The organism is Alkalibaculum sporogenes (assembly GCF_009362815.1).
Classification (GTDB): Bacteria; Bacillota; Clostridia; order Eubacteriales; family Alkalibacteraceae; genus Alkalibaculum_A; species Alkalibaculum_A sporogenes.
Genome location: NZ_WHNX01000011.1, coordinates 52,641 through 79,436, shown reverse-complemented (window position 1 = coordinate 79,436; position 26,796 = coordinate 52,641). Strand labels below are relative to the sequence as shown.

Annotated in this window: 21 protein-coding genes; 20 read left to right on the top strand and 1 reads right to left on the bottom strand. The window is 33.6% G+C overall.

Annotated elements, in window-relative coordinates; translation table 11 throughout:
* Positions 1-65: 65 nt before the first annotated feature.
* From cooS to GC105_RS08640, 6 genes are all read left to right on the top strand, one after another.
* Positions 66-1,955, top strand: a complete 1,890-nt coding sequence (gene cooS, locus GC105_RS08665) for an anaerobic carbon-monoxide dehydrogenase catalytic subunit (RefSeq protein ID WP_152803739.1) — start codon at positions 66-68, stop codon at positions 1,953-1,955.
* A 32-nt stretch (positions 1,956-1,987) separates the two neighbouring features.
* Positions 1,988-2,443: a 4Fe-4S dicluster domain-containing protein gene (locus GC105_RS08660; protein WP_152803737.1), complete on the top strand. Its 456-nt coding sequence runs from the start codon at positions 1,988-1,990 to the stop codon at positions 2,441-2,443.
* Complete coding sequence (locus tag GC105_RS08655) at positions 2,440-3,666, top strand: NAD(P)/FAD-dependent oxidoreductase (RefSeq protein WP_152803735.1); 1,227 nt, start codon at positions 2,440-2,442, stop codon at positions 3,664-3,666. Before GC105_RS08660 ends, GC105_RS08655 begins: the two co-directional genes overlap by 4 nt.
* Positions 3,667-3,894: 228 nt before the next feature.
* Positions 3,895-4,050: a DUF2812 domain-containing protein gene (locus GC105_RS17715; RefSeq protein ID WP_425481527.1), complete on the top strand. Its 156-nt coding sequence runs from the start codon at positions 3,895-3,897 to the stop codon at positions 4,048-4,050.
* 906 nt (positions 4,051-4,956) lie between these two features.
* Entirely contained in the window at positions 4,957-6,927 is a 1,971-nt protein-coding gene (locus tag GC105_RS08645) for a methyl-accepting chemotaxis protein (protein ID WP_246169799.1), read from the top strand.
* A gap of 146 nt (positions 6,928-7,073) precedes the next feature.
* Positions 7,074-7,388: a hypothetical protein gene (locus GC105_RS08640; protein ID WP_193708338.1), complete on the top strand. Its 315-nt coding sequence runs from the start codon at positions 7,074-7,076 to the stop codon at positions 7,386-7,388.
* A 481-nt stretch (positions 7,389-7,869) separates the two neighbouring features.
* Here the strand turns inward: GC105_RS08640 and GC105_RS08635 are convergent, their stop codons facing one another.
* A complete protein-coding gene (locus tag GC105_RS08635) occupies positions 7,870-9,261 on the bottom strand; it encodes an MFS transporter (protein ID WP_152803729.1) in 1,392 nt (463 codons plus the stop codon).
* Positions 9,262-9,691: 430 nt separating this feature from the next.
* Between GC105_RS08635 and GC105_RS08630 the strand changes: the two genes are divergently transcribed.
* The 14 genes from GC105_RS08630 (at position 9,692) to rseP (ending at position 26,793) form a co-directional block, all read left to right on the top strand.
* Positions 9,692-11,230, top strand: a complete 1,539-nt coding sequence (locus GC105_RS08630; protein ID WP_152803726.1) for a YifB family Mg chelatase-like AAA ATPase — start codon at positions 9,692-9,694, stop codon at positions 11,228-11,230.
* Position 11,231: 1 nt separating this feature from the next.
* Positions 11,232-12,320 (top strand): DNA-processing protein DprA, encoded by a 1,089-nt coding sequence (gene dprA / locus GC105_RS08625; protein WP_152803725.1) that lies wholly within the window; start codon positions 11,232-11,234, stop codon positions 12,318-12,320.
* Between the two features lie 125 nt (positions 12,321-12,445).
* A complete protein-coding gene (locus GC105_RS08620) occupies positions 12,446-15,088 on the top strand; it encodes a glycoside hydrolase family 3 protein (protein ID WP_152803723.1) in 2,643 nt (880 codons plus the stop codon).
* A 740-nt stretch (positions 15,089-15,828) separates the two neighbouring features.
* Complete coding sequence (locus GC105_RS08615; protein ID WP_152803721.1) at positions 15,829-17,220, top strand: MFS transporter; 1,392 nt, start codon at positions 15,829-15,831, stop codon at positions 17,218-17,220.
* A gap of 684 nt (positions 17,221-17,904) precedes the next feature.
* The gene (gene hslV / locus GC105_RS08610; protein ID WP_152803719.1) at positions 17,905-18,435 is read left to right on the top strand and encodes an ATP-dependent protease subunit HslV; all 531 of its coding nucleotides are present in this window, start codon (positions 17,905-17,907) and stop codon (positions 18,433-18,435) included.
* 11 nt (positions 18,436-18,446) lie between these two features.
* Positions 18,447-19,844, top strand: a complete 1,398-nt coding sequence (gene hslU, locus GC105_RS08605) for an ATP-dependent protease ATPase subunit HslU (protein ID WP_152803717.1) — start codon at positions 18,447-18,449, stop codon at positions 19,842-19,844.
* A 25-nt stretch (positions 19,845-19,869) separates the two neighbouring features.
* Complete coding sequence (codY, locus tag GC105_RS08600; RefSeq protein ID WP_152803715.1) at positions 19,870-20,658, top strand: GTP-sensing pleiotropic transcriptional regulator CodY; 789 nt, start codon at positions 19,870-19,872, stop codon at positions 20,656-20,658.
* 254 nt (positions 20,659-20,912) lie between these two features.
* Entirely contained in the window at positions 20,913-21,677 is a 765-nt protein-coding gene (gene rpsB, locus GC105_RS08595) for a 30S ribosomal protein S2 (protein WP_152803713.1), read from the top strand.
* A gap of 252 nt (positions 21,678-21,929) precedes the next feature.
* Complete coding sequence (tsf, locus tag GC105_RS08590) at positions 21,930-22,574, top strand: translation elongation factor Ts (protein WP_152803711.1); 645 nt, start codon at positions 21,930-21,932, stop codon at positions 22,572-22,574.
* Positions 22,575-22,735: 161 nt separating this feature from the next.
* Positions 22,736-23,446, top strand: coding sequence for a UMP kinase (pyrH, locus tag GC105_RS08585; RefSeq protein ID WP_152803709.1), 711 nt, complete (start codon positions 22,736-22,738; stop codon positions 23,444-23,446).
* Between the two features lie 2 nt (positions 23,447-23,448).
* Positions 23,449-24,006, top strand: coding sequence for a ribosome recycling factor (frr, locus tag GC105_RS08580; RefSeq protein ID WP_152803707.1), 558 nt, complete (start codon positions 23,449-23,451; stop codon positions 24,004-24,006).
* A gap of 228 nt (positions 24,007-24,234) precedes the next feature.
* Positions 24,235-24,966, top strand: a complete 732-nt coding sequence (gene uppS, locus GC105_RS08575; RefSeq protein ID WP_152803705.1) for an undecaprenyl pyrophosphate synthase — start codon at positions 24,235-24,237, stop codon at positions 24,964-24,966.
* A gap of 9 nt (positions 24,967-24,975) precedes the next feature.
* Positions 24,976-25,779 carry a phosphatidate cytidylyltransferase gene (locus GC105_RS08570; RefSeq protein ID WP_152803703.1) on the top strand — a complete coding sequence of 268 codons (804 nt, stop codon included), beginning with the start codon at positions 24,976-24,978 and terminating at the stop codon, positions 25,777-25,779.
* A gap of 6 nt (positions 25,780-25,785) precedes the next feature.
* The gene (gene rseP / locus GC105_RS08565; protein ID WP_152803701.1) at positions 25,786-26,793 is read left to right on the top strand and encodes an RIP metalloprotease RseP; all 1,008 of its coding nucleotides are present in this window, start codon (positions 25,786-25,788) and stop codon (positions 26,791-26,793) included.
* Positions 26,794-26,796 lie beyond the last annotated feature (3 nt).

The window sequence follows — 26,796 nt, the reverse complement described above, 5'->3', positions numbered from 1 at the left end:
TATACTAAAATAGTGAACATTAAACTATTTACATAAAGCAGCTAATATAAGGAGGAATTGAGAATATGAAAATGTGTAATTCAGCAGATGTAGTTTTACAGGAGTTTGCAGCAGGAAAGAGCCAAGAGACCTCATTTAACCGGGTAGAAAAGCAAAAGATAAAGTGTGGGTTTGGGCAGTTAGGAGTATGTTGTAGACTATGTTCCAATGGTCCATGTCGTATTACTCCCCAAGCACCTAAAGGGGTTTGTGGTGCTACAGCAGATGTTATTGTATCAAGAAATTTCTTGAGGGCTGTAGCTTCGGGAGCAGCGTGTTACTTGCATATTGTAGAAACTACTGCTCGTAATTTAAAATCAATAGGACAAAACAAAGGAAAAATTAAAAGTGAAAAGGCGTTAAATGACTTAGCGAACACTTTCGGAATCGAAGCTAAAGACCTATATGACAAAGCAATCGCTGTGGCAGATAAGGTTCTGGCAGACCTCTATAAGCCAAGATTTGAAAAAATGGAATTGGTCGAGAAAATGGCCTATGCTCCACGATATAAGAAGTGGAAAGAATTGAACATCCTTCCAGGGGGAGCAAAATCAGAAGTTTTTGATGCCATTGTCAAGACATCCACTAATTTAAGTAGTGATCCTGTAGATATGTTATTACATAGTTTAAATTTGGGGATCTCCACTGGGTTGTATGGATTGACACTTACCAATTTGTTAAACGATGTCATGTTAGGGGAGCCTGTTATCAGGCAAGCTTCAGTAGGATTTAAGGTGGTAGATACAAACTATATCAATATTATGATTACAGGGCATCAACATTCTGTATTTGCTCATTTGCAAGATAGGCTAATAGATGATGACGTAATTGAAATTGCAAAAAGTGTAGGAGCTAAAGGTTTTAGATTAGTAGGTTGTACTTGTGTAGGGCAAGATTTGCAGTTAAGAGGAGAACATTATCAAGAAGTGTTTTCTGGCCATGCAGGGAATAACTTTACCAGTGAAAGTCTGTTAACAACAGGTGGGATAGATTTCATCGTATCGGAATTTAACTGTACGCTCCCTGGAATAGAACCCATTGTTGAGGAATTTATGGTAGATATGGTATGTCTAGATGATGTAGCTAAAAAAACCAGTGCAGAACATATTCCCTTTAGTAAAGATAAGGAAGTAGAAATTTCCCAAACAATTATCGAGAAAGCCAAAGATAGTTATGTAAAAAGAAGAGGAAATGTAACCATAGATATACCCATTCATGGACATGATGATGTCATTACAGGGGTTAGTGAAAAATCATTAAAAGGTTTTCTTGGAGGCACTTGGGCTCCCCTTATTGATCTCATTGCTTCAGGTAAAATTAAAGGTGTTGCTGCTATCGTAGGGTGTTCCAATTTAACAGCAAAAGGCCATGATGTATTTACTGTAGAGCTTACAAAGGAACTTATCAAGAAAGATATTCTTGTCCTTTCAGCAGGATGCTCTAGTGGCGGATTAGAAAATGTTGGGTTGATGTCTCCTAAGGCGGCTAGTTTAGCAGGGGATTCATTAAGAGAAGTTTGTGAAAGTTTAGGGATACCACCAGTTCTGAATTTTGGACCATGCTTAGCTATAGGGCGCTTAGAAATTGTCGCTACAGAACTAGCTGAGGCCTTAAATATTGATATTCCACAACTACCTCTTATTCTATCTGCACCTCAGTGGTTAGAAGAACAAGCGTTAGCAGATGGTGCTTTTGGTTTAGCGTTAGGGTTACCATTGCATTTAGCTATTTCACCATTTATTGGGGGCAGTGAGGTGGTCTCAAACGTATTAATGAATGCTATGCCTGACATTACAGGAGGCCAATTAATCGTAAATGATGATGTGATCAGTACAGCAGATGTGTTGGAAAAAATCATTATTGAAAGAAGAAAGTCTTTGGGCCTAGCAGTGGAATTAGTACCTGTCAATGCATAGGAAATTGAATATTTTGAATTAGGGAGGGTATTATGAAACGGATAAAAATAAAACAAGACCTATGCATGGCATGTATGAATTGTACCATAGCTTGTATGGCAGAGCATAACGAACAAGGAAAGGGGATCTTCGATCTAGATCTAACGGATTTGAAAAATGAATCTAGAAACCATATCTCACTAGATAGTCAGAAGAAACCAGCACCTATTTTCTGTAGACACTGTGATGAACCTGAATGTGTATTTACCTGTATGAGCGGCGCCATGACAAAAGATAGTGAAACAGGGATTGTATCTTATAATGAAGATAAATGTTCATCCTGTTTTATGTGTGTGATGTCATGTCCTTATGGGGTATTAAAAACAGATGAATTGCGTAATAGTGTGGTCATTAAATGCGACGTGTGTGATGGAAGAGAAATACCAAGATGTGTTGAAAATTGCCCAACAGGGTGTCTCTATGTTGAAGAGGTAGGTGTTTGTTTATGAAATATCTTGTATTAGGAGCTAGTGCAGCTGGGATCAACTGTGCCAAAACCATTCGTTCGTTAGATAAAGAAGGGGAAATTACAGTGGTCTCTAAAGATGATAAAGTATACTCTAGGTGTATGCTTCATCATGTTGTTAGTGGTAGTAGGACTATAGAGAATCTCAACTTTGTTAGTGAGGATTTCTTTGAAAAGTTAGACATACATTGGATGAAAGGGAAAAATGCTAAGAAACTTCATATAGAAGACAAAAAAGTGGTTCTGGATGATGAATCGATTCTCTCTTATGATAAACTTCTTATTGCTACAGGAGCCTCCTCTTTTATTCCACCTATTAAAAACTTAAGGGAAGGAAATCAGGTTGTCGGGTTTCGTGACGCTGAAGACGTTGAAATGATCCTACAGGAGTATTCTCATGTAAAAGATATTGTGGTCTTAGGTGGGGGATTAGTGGGAATTGATGTGGTCTCTGGACTCATGGCAAAAAAGGTGAACATATCTTTGGTTGAGTTTGCAGATAGAATTCTACCATTACAATTAGATAAAAGATCTGCAACAACTTATGAAGATTTGTTTAAGGATAATGGAGTACATATTCACACGGGGGTTAAGGCAGAAGAGGTATTATTGGATGAGAGTAACAATGTGAAAGGTTTAAAGATTAGTAGTGGAGAAGTCATTCCTTGTGAAATGATCATTGTGGCTACAGGTGTACGACCTAATCTTTCCTTCATTTCTGAGAATACAGTAAATATTGACAAGGGAATAGTCGTCGATGAATATTGCGCCACCAATATTGCTGACGTATTCGCAGCAGGTGATGTGTGTGGAACTCATCCTATTTGGCCCTTAGCTGTAAAGCAAGGGATAACAGCAGGGCATAATATGGTTGGAAAAGAAAAAAAGCTAGAGGATCATTTTGGATTTAGAAATTCCCTCAATTTTATGGATCTCCAAACGGTATCTATAGGAATAATTGAACCTGTTGATGATACTTATGAAGAACACATTGAAGAGGATGGAATAGAGTATAAGAAGATCATTGTAAAGGATGGGATCATTCAAGGAGCCATACTACAAGGAGATATTTCTTATTGCGGAGTAATCACTACTTTGATTAAAAATAAAGTTGATATCTCAAAGGTAAATAAAAATGTATTTGATATAAATTATGCAGACTTCTTCTCAGTGGCGGAAGATGGGTCTTATGAGTATGTAGTGTAAAAATAGTATTGTATTAAACAAGGTCTAAAAGCAAGTGATGTGTTAAAAACATCCTTGCTTTTTTAAGTGTTAGACTATTGGTGATTTTGATGAAGCTAACTCTCAAATATTTCATCTACCGCTATGTCAAAGTCTTCATAACCGTAAGATTTCAAGGTATCTCCATAAGTGGTATTAATTTGTCATATTAAATATAAAGGAATGACTTTTCCATTAATCTTTGAGTAAATTGCTAAGCAGGGATGGTTACTAGATGGATCAAAGTTTTTGAGTTACCGCTTTAAAAAAAGAGAACCCAAAGATTTAGACTTTACAGTGGATTACCGTGACGAAATAGATGAGGACTACTTATTTACCTTTGAAAAAGCCGGAAGCATGAATTAAGTATGTCTAATAATTGGGGGAAAGTATTATATCGAAATTAAAAGATCCTTTCAACGTAAAGATTTTTTTTTGGCTTAAAGAATGAATTTGAGAGTATATAAAAGGTCTTTTATATTGACTTTTTATGAAGCCAAGGGGACATTTTCATTGCCATGCACCTGCTCATATGATAGGATAAAAATATTCCTTAAAATCCGATTAAAGCAATAATGGTAGATAAACTACAAGAAAATAAGTTGAGTAGTTATAATGAATATATAAAGAATGATACCCAAGTTTATCTGATCAATTCTGCCTTAGGATTTTTTAATACATACAACACTTAAAACTTATATGAAAGAAAAAACAGTGGATTAGTGCTAAACGTATAGCCTAAAAAAAGGATACACTGATAAAGGATTATGAGAAACAATATTTTTGTTAACAGATGATATTTGTCTACTAAAAATTTTAGATAAACAATTGAGGGACAATTTACTTACAGGGATAAAATAGACTATTGGTGCAAGTAATAGACGTTATCAAGAGTACTAAAAATAGGGATAGTTGTAATAGATAAGTGAAGTTATACAAATCCATGAATGAAAATATACAAATGAGCACAAAGAGGATGAGATTAAAAGCTTGATTGAGTTCTCTAAATGTTTTAATTTATCTTTTATTGCATAAGGTGTTAAAGATGAAATTATGAATTTCAATGCTAAAAAATGTGGGGGGGGATATAGTTTAGGGGTACTATTATAAGTAAGCCTGTAAATGCAGATAAATTGTTTGGTGGTTAAGAAAATTAAACAGAGGAGTTAAAAATTGTTTTTTGATTACATACGATAGAATGGACGGGAGAAAAGGATGAAGAAAGAAAAGAAAAAAGGATCAATTAGAACAAAAGTTTTGATATATCCACTGTTGGCCGTATTTGTAGGAATTTTGATTATTGGTGTATTCTCTACAATTTCCACAAGAAATAGTTTGTTGAAAGAAATGGAATTGCAAGGCTTACTCACATCAGAAAGAATGGTTAATCGGATATCAGATAACGCTTTAGCACTTGATACAATTAATGATATGTTAGAAGAGAAAATTCGATCAGCTGCCAGATCGGTAATCAACAATGAAAATCAGTTAAGCGACAAGTTTTTAACTGAGGTTATGAAAAATGTTGGCGTCAATGAAATATACTGGTATTCTCCAGAAGGGGTTATCGTTTATTCCACTGTACCGAGTTATGTGGGGTGGGCTGTACCTGAAGATCATTCTTTGAATGTTATGATTCAGGGAGCAGATGAATTAATGGAAAATGTGCGCAAGGATGTAGAATCTGATAATTATTTAAAGTATGGTTCAGTAAAAAATAGAGGTGGGAATTTTGTTCAAGTTGGTATTTCTGCCGATATTGTCAATGAACTAACAACAAAGTTTTCCTACCAGAGCTTAGTTGAACAACTAGCTACGGATGAGGCGATTGTCTATGCAACGGTAATGAACAATAAAGCAGTTGTTTTGGCTAGCAATGATTTAGAAGATATCGATGAACAATTGGATGATACCGGAAGCGTAACTGGAGCAGTTCACGGCAAAGCTTACACATCTGAGTATTATGAAGAAAGTATTGATGAAGTTGTTTTCGATATAGTATATCCTATTGTTTTAGATGGCGAACATGTAGGTGCAATTAATATTGGCTATTCTATGGACACTGTTCGACAAGCAATAAGACAAAATATTATAGTAATAACGGGGATGGGACTAGCTATATTTGTTTTCTTAGGGATACTGCTCTATTTCTTTTCCCATCAAATCATTGTGGTGATTAAAACGTTAAAAGAAAAACTTAATCATATGTCAAATGGAGATTTTAGTGTTGAAATTGAAGAGCATTTAATACAAAAAAATGATGAACTTGGTGAAATTTCACAGGGTATTTTGATTATGAAAAACGCTGTGTCTGAGATAGTACAAGAAATCATGGATAAATCAGAACAGGTGGCGGCGTCTTCCGAAGAACTTACTGCTACGTCAGATCAAGCAGCAACGGCTTCTGAAGAAGTGTCAAATACCATTGAAGATATTGCAAGAGGTGCAAGTGACCAAGCAAAAGATACGGAAAACACCGCTCATAACATTGAAGATCTTGGCAAGTTACTGGAAGATAATGCTCAGTACATGATAGAACTTAATGGAGCATCTGAAAAAATAGATTCTCAAAAAGACGAAGGGTTTACAATTTTAAAAGAATTGATTAATAAAACTGAAAGTGTAAATGCATCTGCTGATAATGTCTATGAGATTATTATCAGTAATGACAAAAGCGCTGAAAAAATTGAAAATGCAAGTGCTATGATTCAAAGCATCGCTGATCAAACCAACTTATTAGCTTTAAATGCTGCAATTGAAGCAGCTAGAGCAGGTGAAGCTGGTCGTGGATTTGCTGTTGTTGCCGATGAAATTAGAAAGCTTGCTGAAGATTCTACTCGTTTTACGCAAGATATAAAACTTGTGATTGAAGAACTTAAATCAAAGTCTCAATTGGCTGTCAATACCATGAATGATGTAAAAGGGATTGTTAAAGATCAAGGAGATAGCGTAAAGCTTACGGAGATGAAGTTTGAAGGTATTTCCGAAGGATCAGAATTGGTTAAAAAATCTGTAATAAAGCTTAATCAATCAGCAGAATTAATGAACAAAAATAAAAATAATATTATCGAACTTATTCAAAATCTAGCTGCAATATCAGAAGAAAATGCAGCTGGAACCGAGGAAATCTCTGCATCTATGGAAGAACAATCAGCAACCATTATGGAAATTGCAAGTTCAGGTGAAGGTTTGTCTAATATTGCAGAAGAATTAAGAACGCTTATTGAAAGATTTAAAATTTAATAAAGCAATACTCAAAGCAACTTTGCTATATTAAGCAAGGTTGTTTTTTGTAACCAAGGGGACAGCTTACGGGATAAGTCAATAGGTTTATCAAATTATATTATTAGTATTGTAAGAGAAAAGGATATATTAACTATCCATTAACTATGCAATTTAGAAGTGAAAGATTGAAAAAAGTTTTACCTAATGCAGAAGTAGCTATTATATTTTTGTTTTTCCTTCAACTTATTACAATAATTGTCTTGTGGTCTAATAGATTTGCTAAAAGGGTTAATAGTGAATTAAAAGCCCTTCTAATAACAACGGAAAAAATACAAGAACAGAACTTAGATTTTAACGTAGGCAACAGTAATATAGATAAATTTTTTGAACATTATAGCTTACCAGATGACATATTGAAAATGAGCCCGAGATGGTTAAAAGATGCTTTGGCAAATAGAAAATTAGCGTTCATTCGATGAGCTGTTTTTATCTCATCAATCATTAAGGTACTACGAAAATATATTTTCGCTTGGCTCGTTGTTTCGCTAAAACTAATATTCAGTAGGGGATGAAAAAACCCCTACTGAATAAAGTTTCACTTCATTAAAAATAACAATAATTTAGATGTTATACAGTTTTCTATTTATAATTAAGGGAAATTATAAATACTTACATAAAATGATGATGTTACAGTGTATGCAACTGAATAAAGATCCTCAGAAAAATTTATTTAATCAAATGGAACATATAGACATAAAAAATGTCTTATGAATTTAAGAATGTCAACCTGATGAATACAATGCTATTGTGTTTGCTTGCTTAAGATAAGTAGATTTAAATTTACAAGTTTATAATACTAATCTATCATAAAAAACACGTACGAAAATAATAAATTTCGCACGTGTTTCACTTATTAATCGTTTGTAAACCTAATTAAACCTCATTATTAATATCGTACTATTACTCTACAGCAGCAGCTTTTTGAGCAGCAATTTTTTCAGCATTTGATGTTGCATACATTTGCGCATCCTTATCTGTGATCTTCCAGAAGAAGAGAACAGAGACTCCTGCAACAATCATAAAGGCTCCTGGGACTACACCAGCCAAAGCCATAAAGCCGTTAATAAAACTGTCAGTAACTTCAGTCATGCCTGGAGTATAACCAATAACACTAAGTCCATATCCACCAATTGCACCACCAATTGCCATACCGACCTTCATCGGCATATTGAACATTGCCAATGCAACATTTCTGTTGTCTTTACCTGTTTTGTAGAATCCGTATTCGCCGGCATCCAAAAAGTAGTTCATGCCAAATGAGAAGAACATATAGAATGCAACCTGTCCGAGACCTCCAAGGACGATGAATGCCCATACATTTCCTTTTCCTAAAATTGTAATAAGTCCAGTAAATACACCCCATAATAGCATACCTGTCACCATTGCAGTCTTTTTACCTGCTTTCTGACCAAGTATCGGACCAAATATGCTTCCCACAAAAGCAAATACCATACCAACTGTTAAAGAAACTGACATCATCAACATATCACCAATAACAAAAACAAAATAGTATTGCATAATCGTCTGACTAATAAACATACCGATATAAGTTAAGCAAAAAGCTAAGAGAACGAGCATCAATTGTCCGTTTCCAGCAGCTGTTTTGATCATGTCACCAAACGAGATCTGTGGAATCAGTTTCGCTTCTTCTTCTGTCACCAAACGGTCATGATCCTTGGTAGCTTTTACTAGCACGATAGAACCGGCAAAGAAGAAGAGCGCGAAAGCTGCTGCCGTGATCAGATATCCAAGACCAGGAGCAAAAGAACCCACCCAAACAATTGCAGGCAGAGCAACTGCTGAGATTATAATGTTCGCGACTGTCATACCACGGGCAAACGCGATTGAAAGCTTGTTACGACCGTCCATATCAGATCCTGCACGACGTGCCACCAACCCGTATTGAGACAATGCAATAAAATTCATAGAACCATGCATTAAGACATAACCGATGATAGTAACGGCTGCTCGGAGCCCCATAGGCAGTGAAGTTGTGTCCCAAAAAAGTAATACAATACCTATAAAGACCACATATTTCAAAATTATGAGCCAAGAACGATAAGTTCCCCATTTCATTCTTGATTTTTCGACGATACCACCAGAAGCAAGACCAATAATAAAGTCTAATACTCTTGCAATTAATAATACTGAACCCATTAGTGCCGCTGTCATACCAAGGCCTTCAGTCATATAGAATGTAAGGTACATCATTGGGATGGTGACTGCTAATACCGAACAAAACTGAAATATGGCAAAGGTCAACTGCGTTTTTACTGTAATTTTGTTATCCATTTTTTCCTCCTTTTATTAAATTATTTTAAAAATAAAATTATATCAAATGAAATACCCATGATTGGATATTTCATAACGATAACAATCAGTGCAAGGCTATACACACAAATTATCTTTAAATATAATATTTGATTTATGTATAATAATTGTGGGGGAGTCTCTACTAAAGTATAATTTAAGTACATTTACATTCTAGCAGAAAAGAGCAAAACTGAAAAGCTTTTTTTTTATACAATTTAGTATTTACTTATGTTTGTTCAATTTATTTCAAAATGTATTATAATCCGAGTTATTTAGACAAATAAGAACTCAAAGATATATTGTACAGTTAATCAGATATAACACTTAACCTATAAATCTTATAAAATATACCATATATTATAGCAACATTTGGGTTATTTTGGTACAATTGTATTTAGAGGTGATACATATGCTATCTAATATTTATAGCTGTTCTATAAATGGTATCGATGGAATTATTGTAGAAGTTGAAGTTGACATCTCTAGTGGTCTTCCCACATATGCTTTAGTCGGGTTACCTGACACTGCAATTAAAGAATCAAAAGAAAGGGTTTTTTCCGCCATTAAAAATAATGGTTTTAAATACCCTATGAGAAAAATAACCATAAATCTTGCACCTGCAAACATAAAAAAAGAAGGTGCTTATTATGATTTACCTATTGCAATAGGCATTCTTTGTGCTTCTGAGAGTCTAGTTCCAGTTCTACCTATACGGGATTGTGTATTAATTGGAGAATTATCTTTGAAGGGTAATATTCGCCCGGTCAAAGGAATACTACCAATGGTATTAGCTGCTAGAGATAATAATTTCAAGACAATTATTGTTCCTCAAGAAAATGCTATGGAAGCTTCCTTAGTAGGTGGCATAAATGTACTTCCAGCAAAACACATTTATCAAGTCATAGAATATTTTGCAGGTAAAACAGATATAGATCCGTATGTAACAGATATAGATGATATCCTTAGCCTTGTTCCTGAACACTCTGTAGATTTTAATGAAGTAAAAGGACAAGAAAGTGTAAAAAGAGCTATGGAAATTGCAGCTGTAGGTTATCACAATATGATTATGGTAGGTCCTCCAGGATCAGGTAAAACTATGCTAGCAAGAAGATTTGCTACTATTTTGCCCAAACTAACTCCAGAAGAATCACTAGAAGTTACTAAAATCTATAGTATTTCGGGTTTATTAAAAGGACAACCTCTCGTAACAGAAAGGCCTTTTAGAAGTCCTCATCATACAATCTCCACTATTTCATTAATTGGTGGAGGCACTTTTCCAAAGCCAGGAGAAGTTTCTTTGTCTCATTTAGGTGTGCTCTTTTTAGATGAAATGCCAGAGTTTAAAAAAAGTGCGCTAGAAGTGCTTCGTCAACCAATGGAAGATAATATCGTTAATATCTCTAGAGTCACTGCCTCTATAACCTATCCTGCGTCTTTTTTGTTGATTTCATCCATGAATCCATGTCCATGTGGGTACTACTCTGATGAAGATCATAATTGTCAATGTACTCCTCGCCAAATTAAAAATTATCTTAGTAAAATATCTGGACCTTTGTTAGATCGAATTGATATACATATTGAAGTTAAGCAGACTAAGATTGACGATCTCCAAAACATTGAGGTTTGTGAATCTTCTAATGATATCCGTAGTCGCGTAAATGAGGCTAGAGATATCCAATTAGAACGTTATAAAAATGCTGGTATATATTTCAATTCTCAATTATCTGCTAGCCAAATAAAAAAATATTGCCATTTAGGAAAAAGCGAAGAATCTTTAATGAGAAATGCCTTTGAAAATATGAATTTAAGCGCTCGTGCATATCATAGAATCATTAAACTCGCTAGAACTATAGCAGATATAGAGACAGTAGAAAAAATCAATGAAGTACATATTGGTGAAGCTTTACAGTATAGAAATTTAGATAGAAAATACTGGGAGATTTATTAATATGAAAGAAAAAGAATATATTTTATGGATAAACTTACTACAAACTATTACTGTAAAAAACTACTACGACTTATATGATTATTTTGATAATATGGAATCTTTATACCAATGTAGCGAGGATCAACTGTCGGCGTGTCCTGTATTAGATGATAAAAATATCGAAGAAATTAAATCGAGTAAATGTAATTTATTACTTGAACAGCATTTAGATACCCTAAAAAACAAAAATATAGAATATATAACTATTCAAGATGAACAATATCCTCCTATATTAAAAAACATACATTTACCTCCACCAATTATCTATTATCGTGGAAAAATCTCAAATTCCATATTCGATAACTGCATTTCTATTGTAGGTTCTAGAAATGCTTCGTATTATGGACTTAAATCTAGTGAGAAAATTGCCCTAGATTTGGCTTCAAAGAATATTACCATTGTAAGCGGATTAGCTAGAGGTATTGATTCTATGGCTCATGTTGGAGCCTTAAAAGCTAAAGGTAAAACTATTGCAATTTTAGGAAATGGTATAGATATTATTTATCCAAAAGAGAATAAATATCTATATAAACAAATTACTGAAATTGGTCTTATTATGTCTGAATTTCCACCTGGAACAAAGCCGATCAATTATAATTTTCCTAGACGAAATCGAATTGTCAGCGGACTTTCTCTTGGTACTGTTATTATAGAAGCAGCCTGTAAAAGTGGTTCTTTAATTACTGCTAAATATGCTTTAGAACAGGGAAGAGAAGTTTATGCACTGCCTGGTAATGTAAATAATACAAATAGTAAAGGAACAAATTTGCTTATAAAGGAAGGTGCAAAGATAATAACATCTTGTAATGATATATTAGAAGATATATTTCCTATGTTTTCGGCTAGTGATAGAAAAAAAGAAGTTACTGATTTAACAAATTTAACAAATGAAGAGATACAAATATTAAAACTTATAAAAATGGGATATTGGGATTCAGACAAACTACATCAAAAGCTCAATCTACCTATAAAATCTATTAATTATTTGCTTACCACCTTAGAGATAAAGAATAAGATTGTAATTTATAAGGGTAATTATTTTGTCAAATAGTAAATTTTATTACTTAAAAGTAATAAAATTAAATATATATAAAGTATAGAACGATATTTATAGTGTCATTTGGAAGGAAAATGACACTGAAACAATTACGAATTATAATTCTAGGAGGAAATTAAATGGCAAAATTTTATGCAACAACAAAGAATGATGTATCTAATCGTGAAATTGAGCATATGATCAGAGTACGTAAACTGGCTGCTGAATGTATGGTGTTACTTGAAAATGATGGTGTTCTACCATTTAAAAAAAAGATTGGAAATATTGCACTCTATGGAAATGGTGCACGCAAAACTATCAAAGGCGGAACCGGATCTGGAGATGTGAATTCTAGAAGTGTTGTAAATATCGAGCAAGGTCTGGAAGCAGTGGGTTATACTGTAACATCAAAGAAATGGATTGAGAGATATGAGAAGATTTATCACAATGCATTTACTCAATATTGGACAAAGTTAGAGAAGGATGCAAAAGAAGTGGGAGTACCTGCTTTTGCTCTCCGAATGTCAAATCCTTTCAGTGAACCTCCGCTCCCCATGGTTAAAGAATCAGATGTAGAAAGTGCTGATACAAATACTGCAATTTATGTCCTTGCCAGAAACTCTGGCGAAGGCGCTGATCGTAGTGAAAAAGAAGGGGATTATCTTCTCACAGAAGATGAAAAATCAATTATAATTTACCTTTCTGAGAAATTTGAACAATTTATCGTATTATTAAATGTTGGAGGTGTTATTGATACTAAAGTATTAAAGAGCATCCCAGGCATTAATGCATTAGTATTGATTAGCCAATCAGGTAATATCGGAGGATATGCGGTAGCTGATATGCTTGTTGGAGCGACTATTCCCTCAGGAAAGCTGACGGCCACTTGGGCAGAAAATTATAACGAGTATTCATCCTCCGAAGGCTTTAGCAGTAATGACGGTAATACGGATGATGAATATTATACTGAAGGAATTTTCACAGGATATCGTTATTTTGATACCTTTAACATTACCCCATCCTATTGTTTTGGATATGGCTTAGCACTCACAACGTTTCAAATACAAGTAGAAGATGTTAAGGCGGATTCCAACGAGGTTACAGTGGCAGTTAAAGTGACCAATACAGGCTCTGAGAACCCGGGAAGGGAAGTAGTTCAAATTTATAGTTCTGCTCCTCAAGAACATCTGGAAAAACCGTACCAAGAGCTTTCGGCATTTGGAAAGACCTCCATGCTTAAACCTGGTGATAGTGAAACCTTAATTATTTCTTTTAAAACTACATCTATGGCTTCCTATAGTGAGGAAAAATCTGCTTGGATTATGGAAGCAGGTAGTTACTATATTCGTGTTGGTAACAGCTCAAGAAGTACTAAGGTTGTAGCAAAGATTAATCTCGATAAAGAAGTAATGACAGAAAAAGTCATGAATCTTTTCAAAGACGAAAATCCAGTAAAAGATATGAGCATCTCTGGCATACAATCCTATTCCTACGACGGGGAAGTATCAGAAAAGGAAGGGGCACCTGTTATTACTCTTTCATCAGTAGATTTTTCATGTAATATAATTGAATATCATCCGGCAAATGATGCTTTAATAGATATGAACGCAAATCACAAAATTACAATGGATGAAGTTATCTCCGGAAAATACACCCTGGATGAACTTACAGCACAGCTTACCGTAGAGGAAATGGCGAATTTGTGCTGTGGTACAGCCAAAGGTTTAGAAATTATGTCCGCAGTAGGTTCTTCTTCAATCACTGTTCCTGGTGCTGCCGGTGATACAACAACCATTATGAAAGAAGACCGTAATATTAATGAGGTGATTCTAGCAGATGGTCCTGCTGGACTTCGACTTGTTCCACATTTTGTAGCTTCTGATGATGGCGTGATCTTATCTGAGTCAAGTGCTTTTACTACGGAGGGTAAGGACATCAGAAAAGTAGGAGAAGAGATAGAAGGCACCCATTATTATCAATACTGTACCGCTATACCGATTGCTACTTTACTGGCATCTTCCTGGGATATGGAACTGATTGAAGAGTGTGGATATATCGTAGGCAAGGAAATGCAAGAAATGCATGTTACACTTTGGTTGGCACCAGGTATGAACAATCATAGAAATCCACTTTGCGGACGCAACTTTGAGTATTATTCTGAGGATCCTCTATTAAGCGGTATGTGTGCAGCCGCTAGTACAAAGGGAGCACAATCCATTGCTGGTATTGGAACAACGATTAAGCATTTTGCAGCGAATAATCAGGAAAATAACCGCTTCCTTAGTTGCTCCCACGTTAGCGAGAGGGCTCTACGAGAAATTTATATTAAGAGTTTTGAGATTGCAATAAAAACAGCTCAACCAATGTCCATTATGTCTTCTTATAACCTTCTAAATGGTATCCACACAGCAAATAGCCGTGATTTATTGACTACAGTTGCCAGAAACGAATGGGGCTTTGCAGGTATTGTGATGACTGATTGGTTTACTACTCAAAATATGGATATGTTATTTGGCGGGGTAGGAAAGAAAAATAAATATGATATTTCATCACCTACGATGTGCATCTATGCAGGTAATGATTTGATTATGCCAGGTAGTGACAATGATATTGATAGCATTATAGCAGGAGTACAATCTGGTGAGTTGAATCTTGGAGATCTTCAGGCATGTGCGAAGCACATTCTAAATATTATCATGCGAAGCCATCAGTACAAGGGAGCAAAGCCATATAGTGAGCAATTTACAGAACTTCCTTATGCAGTAAATGTAAAAAAACAGTAAGTTGCATTGAGTAATGCCTGGGATACAAAACCTACCTTGTGTCAACTAGCAGCGTGTTTTATTTACATAGATATACCTATCTTACTCTGAAGCGAATTTCATAGTAGAATATATAGCGAAGTAGCATTTCCAACCATTCAACGTGATAGACAGGTGCATAATAATCTATATAATTTGGGCAGGGATAACTGATTTAGCTCATAAAAAAATGGACGATTTGAAAGATTAATCGAAGATGACAGGGTTACAATCTAGAAAGGTACATAAGGGGAATTTAAAATGACCTCTATGTCAAGGACACTTTTAAAAAAGAGACTAAAAATATTTCCCTCATATCACAAGTGATATGAGGGAAATTTCTATGTATTAAAATACACCACTCCACTATATATTCAGGAAGTTAAAAAGTTTGTATCACAATCTGTGGGTTTCATGATTATCATTTTGAACCGTGATATATATTAGAAATTTACACGAATAATTTTGTAAATAGCGTCATATATATAATTGTCTTGCATTCAGTGATCGTGGTACCACTTAATCAATTATCTAGGGATAGTTAATTATCCATATACATATTTTTATCTATAGATACTTTCATCTTGCAAAATAAAAGCTGTGCACAAGCTTTTATTTAAAGGACTAATTTAATCGATCTGAGAAGTTCATTAGATACTAATTTGGTTCAAAAAATATAGCAGTAAATCAAATTAGAAAAAATTGAAAGGTAGGAATATATTATGGAACGAGAAAAACTTACTAATTCTGAAGTCAACAAATTTGGTAGTTATGGATTCACATTAATGCTTGGTATCATGGTCCCAATGATGTATATTACACTTTTTATGACTGAACATCTGGGGATGAGCGCAGCACTGATGGGAACGATTCTTTTGGTAGCGCGAATCATTGATTTTTTTATTGGACTAACAGCTGGAGGAGTCATCGAAAGAACAAAAATGAAAAGCGGGAAATACCGTTCTTGGTTTAAAATTCTTCGTTGGGTCGTTCTTGTGGGTATCATCATGCAATTTTTAAACACAACTGCACTTCCAATGGCTGCACGTGTTATTATAGTTTTTGTGGGATATTTAGGATTGCATGGATCAATGGATTATTTGGCTCCAGCACAATTCGGAGTTATTTCAATGATTGCAGGGCCATCCTTTGAAGATCGTAACAGACTCTCATTTCGAAACGCTCAATTTTCAGCAATAGGTGCGATTGTTATTTCTGCTGCGGCACTTCCTGCAGTCGATCTAATTACACCAATTGTTGGTCCTACCTACGCCTTTTCTATTGTAGCAACCACTGGAGCTATAATTTTCTTCATAGGCGCAACACTGATTATCAATGTTTCCAAACCCTACGATCAGGGTCAACTGAAAAATGCTCCAGGTATGCCAGTAGTCACGCTGGGCGATATGGTCAAATCTGTCTTTACCAATGGACAATTGTTAATACTTTTATTAGGTCAGATATTATTCCAAACGGCAGGTCAAGTTGTCATGGCGATTATGGCCTTCTACTTTATGTTTGTTCTTGGCAATTTAACACTAATGGCACTAGCTATGACCATTACGGGAATTTTCGGATTTGTGGGTAGTCTCATCGGCCCTAAAGTTGGTACCAAGTTAGGCAAAAAAACTGCTATGGTCGTCGGAATGCTAACATATGCAGTCATGTGCTTCGGTATTGCATTTTTCGGAGCCAACTCTTTCGCGATCTATATTATCTTAGCATGTGCTTATACGGTGGGTATGTACTTCTTTATGAGTTTTGGGCAATTGTATTTCCTAGATTGCGGCGAATACGGATATTGGAAAACCAATAAAGATAATAGAGCTGTTGCCTTGGCCATGGGCAATATGCCTATCAAAATTGGCATGGCATTGGGTGGTGCGCTTGGTGCATACGGACTCGCATTAATTGGGTATACTCCGGGCATGATACCAACTGCGGAATTTGCGACTAAATTTATGTATTTATTCGGTGGGCTTCCGGGAGTATTAGCGCTCATTGCAGCTGGAATTTTATTCTTTGGATATAAGTTGAAAGACAGTGACTGTGAAAGGTACGCAAAAGAAAATGAGGCTAAATTAAAAACTTCTAAAGCAATAACCACTGAATAATATTAATTGTTTTATAAAACATACATATATCCTCTGGAGATTCTAATATTTTGCTATTATTTGAAAGCCATTATCATTGTTTTTTCGAATAGGATTGTTACTTTAGTAATAATCCTATTCATTTGAGCAAGCAGGGATGTATTCATGATTCTTTTCAAGCATTTTGCCAAGAACTGTATGGATCACGGTAAAAGATATTAGTACTCATTATACCTTGATTTGTGTATTTAAGTATGATGGGATTTTGAAATTTAGTCACACCATCTGTAAGAGTAACCTCAAACAACTACAAAATAATTCTTCTCCAAACAATTCTGCAATCCATCAATCTTTGTACTTCACTTTGAGTCTTCGATTCCAGCAAAAAATAAGTGTTAAAGCAACTTTTAAACATCATAGAAAAAAAATACTTTCCGCGGTATCCCTCTACAATACTATATGTTCGCGTTTCTTTTATTAAATCTTAAAATTGCTTATAATATTTTGTCAAAGTAGTTATTATTTTGTTATTTAATGCTTTGATAACATCAATCTTAGATCAAAAGCATACTATAGAATAAACTTGGTCAAAAACCAGTCATTAGAATGACCAAAATAGGCCTTAACATTATGTATCGACTCCTTATTGCCAATTAAACTAAAGTATGTTAGGCTTAAAACTAATAATTAAATGAGGTGAATTTTATGTTTCATGCTACCACTATTTTAGCAGTTAGAAAAGATGGAGAATGTGCAATAGCTGGAGATGGTCAAGTGACTATGGGTGAAAAAACAGTTATGAAAAATTCTGCAAAAAAGATAAAGAGAATATTTAACGATAAAGTATTATTAGGATTCGCAGGTTCAGTCGCCGATGCCTTTACTCTAAGCGAAAAATTCGAGGGAAAACTAGAAGAATACTCAGGAAATATTCTTAGAGCATCAGTTGAACTTGCAAAAGAATGGCGATCTGATAAGGTGCTTAGAAAACTAGAAGCTCTTTTAATTGTAATGGATAAAGACAATATGTTTTTAATATCTGGTAATGGTGAGGTAATAGAGCCCGATGATGGTATTATGGCAATCGGTTCTGGCGGTAATTATGCACTTTCTGCTGGAAGAGCATTACTTGCTCATTCTAATTTAAAAGCAAGAGAGATTGCTTATGAAGGTTTGAAAGTTGCTTCAGAAATTTGTGTATATACTAATGCTAATATAATAGTAGAAGAATTATAAGGAGTGTGACTATGAATAATTTAACTCCAAGGCAAATTGTCCAAGAACTTGATAGATATATTATCGGCCAAGAAGAGGCTAAAAAAGTGGTAGCAATTGCTCTTAGAAATCGATACAGAAGAAGTAAATTGCCTAGAGAAATGCAAAAAGAAATTACGCCTAAAAATATCATTCTAATTGGACCTACAGGTGTAGGAAAAACTGAAATTGCTAGAAGACTAGCCAAACTAGTAGATGCACCTTTTGTCAAAGTAGAAGCTACAAAATTTACAGAGGTAGGTTATGTTGGAAGAGATGTTGAATCTATGGTGCGTGATCTAGTCAATACATCAATTAGAAATGTTAAAGAAAAACACATGGAAAATGTAAAAGGTAAGGCAAAAGAGAATGCTGAAGATAGAATTATAGAATTATTAAGACCAATGCCTAAAAAAAATAAAAAAACCAAAAATCCTTTCGATATGTTATTCAATAACGATGATGATGATACAGATGAAGTTAACACTTCTGATGAGAATATCGAAGTAATAAAAGAAGAGCAAAAAAGCATGGCCCAAAAACTTAAAAATGGCGAATTAGAAAATGAAATTGTTGAAGTAGAAATTGAAGATAATTCATCGTCACCTATAGGTATCTTAGCGGGAATGAACACAGATGATATGTCTGCGAATATCAACGATATGCTTGGTGGTATTTTGCCAAAGAAGACTAAAAAAAGAAAACTTCCGATTAAAGAAGCAAGAGAAATATTAATACAACAAGAAGCTCAAAACTTAATAGACATGGATACAGTAATTTCTGAAGGTATAAGAGAAGCAGAAGAAAATGGAATTATATTTTTAGATGAGATAGATAAGATAGCTGGGCAAGGAAATAAAAGTGGTCCAGATGTATCTAGAGAAGGTGTACAGCGTGATATTCTTCCAATTGTAGAAGGATCAACTGTTACAACTAAGTATGGACCTGTAAATACAGATCATGTATTATTTATTGGAGCAGGTGCATTTCATGTAAGTAAAGTTTCGGATCTAATTCCAGAACTTCAAGGCAGATTTCCTATAAGTGTAAACTTAACTAATTTAACATCAGAACACTTTATTAGTATTTTAACCAAGCCAGAAAATGCAGTTATAAAACAATACAAGCAACTTTTAAAAACAGAAAATATAGAGCTTATTTTTGATGAAGATGCTATTATAGAAATATCTCATATTGCCATGTATCTCAATGAACAACAAGAAAATATTGGCGCTAGAAGACTTCATACTGTTATAGAAAAATTGGTTGAAGAAATTTCATATTTTGCTCCAGATTATGATCAAGATGAGTTTGCTATTACAGTAGATTATGTAAAAACTATTTTCAATAAAGCGAATCATTACAAGGACATGAGAAAGTATATTTTATAATAAATTGGAGGTATCATAAAATAAAATGTTAATACTTCTAGAAAAAATACGAAAAGTAAATAAAGTTTTGCAATTGTCAGGAAATGACTCACAAACATTTTCAAGACTAAGTGATATTCTAAGTGAAGTAATGGAGTGCAATGTATATATTGCAGATAAAGATGGCAAGTTACTTGGTCATTCCTTTACAAAAACATTCACTTGTGAATTAAACATATCTACATTAGAAGCTGAGGGAACTATGTTTCCCGAAAGCTTCACAAATATAATTAATCTATATGCTGAGACTTTATCTAATAAAAAAGAAATCGATCCTTTATGTGTGTACGATAGTACTATTCGATGTCCATTTGATGGAAATCGATATTCTACATATGTTCCCATAAATGCAGGAGGAGAAAGACTTGGTACTTTAGTACTCTCTAAATTTAAAAATAGTTTTCTTACAGAAGATTTAGTTGTGGCAGAGGTATCTGCAACTGTTGTGGGTATGGAAATGATGCGTATAAAAAATCGTGATTTAGAACAAGAATCTCGACATAAAAATGTTGTTCAAATGGCTATTAGCACTTTATCTTATTCTGAACTAGAAGCTATGGGGCATATTTTCAAAGAATTAAATGGTACCGAGGGTATGTTAGTTGCAAGTAAAATAGCCGATAGAGTTGGTATAACACGTTCAGTTATTGTAAATGCACTAAGGAAATTAGAGAGTGCAGGTGTAATTCAAACAAGATCATTAGGAATGAAAGGTACTTTTATTAAAATACTAAATAACCAGCTTATCCAAACATTAGATAAGGCCTTAAATTAGCAGTAATCGTATAGAGTGTACAATTTATCAGTGAGTTTCACATAACACTTATTTTAAAATGATAAGACCCAAAGTATATCTAAAAAAGCTAGTTACTAATAGCTATTAGCTTTTTTTTCTTGCTTTGAGTAGAAAACTATGTTAAAATTGCTAATGCAAATAGAACGCACATCTTAAGGATGTTCCACATGGTGCCGTAATGGTAAGTGTAGCAGATGACTTAGATGGAGGAAAAACCTAGGAGGGTATTAAAAATGGCATATGTATCAATGAAACAATTATTAGAAGCTGGTGTACACTTTGGCCACCAAACACGAAGATGGAATCCTAAAATGGCTCCATATATCTTCACAGAAAGAAATGGAATTTACATTATCGACTTACAAAAAACTGTAGTACTCATCGATAAAGCTTATGAATTTATAAGAGATGTAGTTGATGAAGGAAAAGAAATTTTATTTGTAGGTACTAAAAAGCAAGCACAAGAAGCTATTAAAAACCAAGCAATTCGTTGTGGTGGATTCTACGTTAATCACAGATGGTTAGGTGGTACTTTAACAAATTTCAATACTATAAGCAAAAGAATCAAAAAATTACATCAATTAGAAGCAATGGAAGCTGATGGAGTATTTGAAGTTCTTCCTAAAAAAGAAGTAATCAAACTTAAATCTGAAAGAGATAAGTTAGAAAAGTTTTTAGGCGGAATTAAGGATATGAAAAAACTCCCAGGAGCGCTTTTCGTAGTTGATCCTAAAAAAGAAAGAATCGCAATAATGGAAGCTCAAAAACTTGGTATTCCTGTAGTTGCAATTGTAGATACAAATTGCGATCCTGACGAAATAGATTATATAATCCCTGGTAATGATGACGCTATCAGAGCAGTTAATCTTTTAACTGAGGCTATGGCAAATTCAGTATTAGAAGCAAAACAAGGTGCTATAATCGAAGAATCCTCTGTAATTAAAGAAGAAAAAGAAGTTTCTTCTGAACAAGATATAGCTGCTTCTACATTAAAGTAGTCAACTGAGGGAGAAGTCAGGTTATAATACCTTGCTTCTTTCTTTTTATCGTATAGTGATTCATTTTTTATATAAAAATTGTTATAAGTGAAATTAATTATTTTGTAAATATATAAGTTGCGCTGTTTTTTAAATATAAAAACGCTAGTAGTCCAACATTTTTGTTAAGTATGAGGACTTAAGTCTAAACTTGCTGGGTATTTCTTTAGCCAGCGTATACTTATGAATAAACTTAAATAGGAGGTCATATATATGGCTAGTGCTCAATCGGTAAAAGAATTAAGAGAAAAAACAGGCGCAGGTATGATGGATTGTAAAAAAGCGTTGGTACAATGTAATGATGATATGGAAAAAGCTATAGAGTTCTTAAGAGAAAAAGGATTAGCAGCAGCTTCTAAAAAATCTGGTAGAATTGCCGCAGAAGGTATAGTAGAATCTTATATACATCTTGGTGGAAAAATCGGTGTTTTATTAGAAGTTAATTGTGAAACAGATTTCGTTGCTAAAAATGAAGATTTTAAACTTTTTGTCAAAGATATTGCCATGCATATTGCGGCAAGTAATCCATTATATATATCTAAAGAAGAAGTTTCAGAGGATCTAATCGAAAAAGAAAAATCTATTTTAAAAGCTCAAGCTTTAAATGAAGGCAAGCCAGAGAATATCGCAGAGAAAATGGTTGAAGGAAGAATTAAAAAATATTATCAAGAAATTTGTTTGTTAGAACAAGCTTTTGTTAAAGATCCTGATAAGACTATTCAACAACTATTAAATGAAAAGATTTCAATAATCGGAGAAAACGTTAAAATTAGAAGATTTGCTAGATTCCAAATGGGTGAAGGTTTAGAAAAGAAACAAGAAAATTTCGCTGAAGAAGTAGCTAATCAAATTAAATAGTAATCTCTAAACACAAATGTAGAAAATAATGTCTGAATCGTAAGTTCAGACAAAGAAATAGTATCAACCAACGATACTTTAAATCTACATTTTGTGTTTATTTTTTTAAAATAATTGATTTAAGTATTTTCTATAAAATGGTATGATAATAGGAGGCACAAATGTTACCAAAGTATAAGAGAGTTATAATAAAACTTAGTGGAGAAGCATTAGCTGGTGATAAAGGTTTTGGAATTGATCCAGGTACTATTAAAGAAATAAGTCATAAAATCAAAGATGCTAGTGAATTAGGCGTAGAGATAGCCATTGTAGTTGGTGGAGGAAATATCTGGCGTGGTAGAGATGGCGAGGGTATTGATAGAGCAACTGCAGATTACATGGGTATGCTTGCTACAGTAATTAATGCTTTAGCATTACAAGATGCGCTTGAACATACTGGTGTTGACGTACGAGTCCAAACAGCTATTGACATGAAAGAAATTGCTGAGCCTTATATAAGAAGAAAAGCTATGCGACATTTAGAAAAAGGGAGAATCGTTATTTTCGCCTCAGGTACGGGAAATCCATACTTCTCTACAGATACTACAGCAGCACTTAGAGCAGCTGAAATTGATGCTGAAGTTATATTATCAGCTAAAAAAGTTGATGCTGTCTACGATAGTGATCCAAAACTTAATCCAAATGCAAAAAAAATCGATAAGCTTACTTACATTGAAGTATTGAACAAGGGATTAAAAGTCATGGATTCTACAGCAATTTCTCTTTGTATGGACAACAACATCCCTGTATTAGTGTTTGGTCTTGATAATCCTGAAAATATTGTAAAAGTTCTTTGTGGAGAAAATATAGGAACTATTGTAAAGGAGGATTGAAAATGATTAAAGAAATTAAAAATGAAAATAAGGTTAAAATGGAGAAAGCTATTCAAAATCTTAAAGAAGAGTTAAGTTCAATTAGAGCTGGCAGAGCTAATCCGAAAATTCTAGATAGAGTGATGGTAGAGTATTACGGTACTCCTACACCTCTAAATCAACTTGCAAATATATCGTGCCCTGAAGCTAGAATGATTTTAGTTCAACCTTGGGATCCTAAATCAATACCCGATCTTGAAAAAGCAATTATTAAATCCGATTTAGGTTTTAATCCTGGCAATGATGGGAAAGTAATTAGGTTAGTAATACCTCAACTTACAGAAGATAGACGTAAGGAACTCGTAAAATTGGCAAAAAAACAAGGTGAAGAATCTAAAGTAGCTATACGAAATATACGTAGAAATACTAATACGGCACTTAAAAATGCCGAAAAAGAAGGATTAATTACCGAAGACGAACTAAAAAGTGTAGAAGTAGAAATACAAAAAATCACTGACGAAGAGATAAAAAAAATTGATGAAATAATTAGTGCAAAAAATATAGAAATTTTAGAAGTCTAAGTTTACAAATTAATGTATTATAATTATAATGTAAACAACACCCTTAAAAGGGTGTTTCTTCTAGTTTAAGATTAGAAAGTTTAACCAGTTTATCCGACACTTTCTCGTTAAAACTGTTTAATCATTTAGTCTAATTGTTCGGTTTGAGCATTAATTGTTTTTCACTATAATTTAAAGTTGCTGTGAAAATCTTACACAGTTAATCTTCTTGTAGGAGGATAAAATTTCATGGTATTAGAAAATCAAATAGATAAGAATAATCTACCAAAGCATATTGGTATTATTATGGATGGTAATGGTAGATGGGCACAGAAGAGGCTTAAACCAAGATTATTCGGGCATAAGGCAGGTATGGAATCCTTAAGAAAAATCATTCGAACATCTTCAGATTTAGGAATAAATATTCTAACTGTTTATGCCTTCTCTACAGAGAATTGGAAACGCCCAAAAGCTGAAGTAGATGGTCTTATGAAGTTACTCGTAGATTACTTCAACAAAGAAATTCACGAGTTAAATAAAAACAAGGTTAAAATCAAGATATTAGGTCAAGTTGAATTATTGCCTCACAATGTAAAGAAGACAGTAGTCGATGCCATGAATCTTACAAATGATAATCTAGGTTTACAGTTAAATATTGCGATTAATTATGGTGGTAGAGATGAGATAATTATGGGTATAAAACAATTATATAAAGACTTAATCAATGAAACAACACATATAGATACTATTGATGAAACTTTATTTTCTCAATATCTTTACACAAAAGGTATGAAAGATCCTGATTTAATAATTCGTACTAGTGGTGAACTTAGAACTAGTAATTTTTTAACGTGGCAAAGTGCTTATTCTGAGTTATGGTTTACAGATGTGCTCTGGCCTGATTTTACCCATGAAGAATATTATCAAGCTATATGGGACTATCAGAAAAGAAAAAGAAAATATGGCGGTTTAAAAATATAGGAGGCAATTATGTTTAAAAGAGTCATAACTGCACTACTAGGTATTCCTCTAATAATATACATTATTCATATAGGTGGACTATTGTTATTTTCTGCTCTATTAGCTATTTGCTCCATTGGATTATTGGAATACTGTAAATCAGTTAATACAGATGAAAACATAAATATTAGTTATTATTTAGAAATAGCTCTAGGTATAATGTTGCTTTTCATTTTTAATTTCTATGAGAGCTTAATTGTTGCTGGTTTATTTCTATGCTTTATTGTTATTTTTATATACGAGATTATTAAAGGAAAAGCAAATGTTTTACAGGGCATTTATGCACTTTTCGGAATAATATATGTACCATTTTTATTAGGTCATATAAGTTTATTTCGTAATTTTGAAAATGGTAGTTTTCTTATACTTCTCGTTTTCATTATTTGTTTCTCAACAGATACTTTTGCTTACATAATTGGAATTAATTTTGGAAAACATAAACTTTGTCCTTTGATAAGTCCAAAAAAATCTATAGAAGGTGCTATAGGTGGTATTGTAGGCAGTTTAATTATTACTAGTATTTACGGGTATCTAATGAATAAGTATAATTTATTAGAATTCCAACCTATATACTACATTGTCCTATCTTTTTGGGCTAGTATTTTATCACAGTTTGGCGACTTAACAGCGTCCTTGATCAAAAGAAATTTTAATGTTAAAGACTTTGGAAATATACTTCCTGGTCACGGTGGGGTTTTAGATAGGTTTGATAGCATTATCTTTGCTACACCTTTAGTATACTATTTTACATTATACTATATAATTTTGGGGTGATTCAAAATGAAATTAAGTACAATAATAATTGCAGTATTGATATTTGGATTTCTAATAGTAATCCACGAGTTGGGTCACTTTATTAGTGCAAAACTATCTAAAGTTCGAGTTGAGGAATTTGCCATTGGCATGGGTCCAAAGATATTTGGTTATCAAGGAAAAGAAACACTATATACACTTAGGTTAATCCCTATGGGTGGATTTTGTAAGATGCTTGGAGAAGATGAAAATAACTATACAGAAGGTAGCTTTAATAGTAAGGGAAAATTAAATCGCATTATTATTTTAGCAGCTGGTTCTATAATGAATATTTTGGGATGTATCATTTTACTATCTACTATTTTTATAATAATTGGTATTCCTACTACAACAATTACCTCTTTAGAAGAAAATTATCCTGCTTATGAGGCAGGTATTGAACAGGGAGATACAATAGTAGCGATTAACGATAATGAAATTAAAAGTTGGGAAGATATTTCACAAATTATTGACAGTAATGAGGTGGGTATCTACAATTTAAATGTACTTCGTAATAATGAAAATTTAAATTTCCAAGTATCATCGCAACTGGATGAAGGATTAAACCAGTATCGAATAGGTATTACACCTGAAAGAGAAAAAAATATTTTTTCTGCAGTGTATAGTGGTTTAGAGCAAACTGTTTTATATACTAAATTAATTTTTACATCGCTGATTCAATTAGTTTCAGGAGGTGCATCTACAGATGACTTGATGGGACCGATTGGAGTAGTATCTATGGTAGGAGAAACTGTAAAATATGGGATTACAGCTATTTTAAATTTAGCTGCAGTCATTAGTTTGAATTTAGCTATATTTAATTTATTACCTATCCCTGCATTAGATGGAAGTAGAATTGTTTTTGTTATAATAGAATGGATTAAAGGCTCTCCTATATCACAAGAAAAAGAAGGAATGGTCCATTTTGTTGGATTTGCAGCTTTATTAGTATTAGCTGTATTCATAGCATATAAAGATATTTTAAGATTAGGGTGATCA

What these genes read in the sequence shown, in the direction of transcription:
- codY (WP_152803715.1), top strand. Translation starts at nt 19,870, where the DNA reads ATGTTAATACTTCTAGAAAAAATACGAAAAGTAAATAAAGTTTTGCAA.
- GC105_RS08620 (WP_152803723.1), top strand. Translation starts at nt 12,446, where the DNA reads ATGGCAAAATTTTATGCAACAACAAAGAATGATGTATCTAATCGTGAA.
- dprA (WP_152803725.1), top strand. Translation starts at nt 11,232, where the DNA reads ATGAAAGAAAAAGAATATATTTTATGGATAAACTTACTACAAACTATT.
- GC105_RS08660 (WP_152803737.1), top strand. Translation starts at nt 1,988, where the DNA reads ATGAAACGGATAAAAATAAAACAAGACCTATGCATGGCATGTATGAAT.
- GC105_RS08640 (WP_193708338.1), top strand. Translation starts at nt 7,074, where the DNA reads ATGCAATTTAGAAGTGAAAGATTGAAAAAAGTTTTACCTAATGCAGAA.
- GC105_RS08615 (WP_152803721.1), top strand. Translation starts at nt 15,829, where the DNA reads ATGGAACGAGAAAAACTTACTAATTCTGAAGTCAACAAATTTGGTAGT.
- rseP (WP_152803701.1), top strand. Translation starts at nt 25,786, where the DNA reads ATGAAATTAAGTACAATAATAATTGCAGTATTGATATTTGGATTTCTA.
- uppS (WP_152803705.1), top strand. Translation starts at nt 24,235, where the DNA reads ATGGTATTAGAAAATCAAATAGATAAGAATAATCTACCAAAGCATATT.
- hslU (WP_152803717.1), top strand. Translation starts at nt 18,447, where the DNA reads ATGAATAATTTAACTCCAAGGCAAATTGTCCAAGAACTTGATAGATAT.
- tsf (WP_152803711.1), top strand. Translation starts at nt 21,930, where the DNA reads ATGGCTAGTGCTCAATCGGTAAAAGAATTAAGAGAAAAAACAGGCGCA.
- frr (WP_152803707.1), top strand. Translation starts at nt 23,449, where the DNA reads ATGATTAAAGAAATTAAAAATGAAAATAAGGTTAAAATGGAGAAAGCT.
- GC105_RS08570 (WP_152803703.1), top strand. Translation starts at nt 24,976, where the DNA reads ATGTTTAAAAGAGTCATAACTGCACTACTAGGTATTCCTCTAATAATA.
- GC105_RS08635 (WP_152803729.1), bottom strand. Translation starts at nt 9,261, where the DNA reads ATGGATAACAAAATTACAGTAAAAACGCAGTTGACCTTTGCCATATTT.
- rpsB (WP_152803713.1), top strand. Translation starts at nt 20,913, where the DNA reads ATGGCATATGTATCAATGAAACAATTATTAGAAGCTGGTGTACACTTT.
- hslV (WP_152803719.1), top strand. Translation starts at nt 17,905, where the DNA reads ATGTTTCATGCTACCACTATTTTAGCAGTTAGAAAAGATGGAGAATGT.
- cooS (WP_152803739.1), top strand. Translation starts at nt 66, where the DNA reads ATGAAAATGTGTAATTCAGCAGATGTAGTTTTACAGGAGTTTGCAGCA.
- GC105_RS08655 (WP_152803735.1), top strand. Translation starts at nt 2,440, where the DNA reads ATGAAATATCTTGTATTAGGAGCTAGTGCAGCTGGGATCAACTGTGCC.
- pyrH (WP_152803709.1), top strand. Translation starts at nt 22,736, where the DNA reads ATGTTACCAAAGTATAAGAGAGTTATAATAAAACTTAGTGGAGAAGCA.
- GC105_RS08630 (WP_152803726.1), top strand. Translation starts at nt 9,692, where the DNA reads ATGCTATCTAATATTTATAGCTGTTCTATAAATGGTATCGATGGAATT.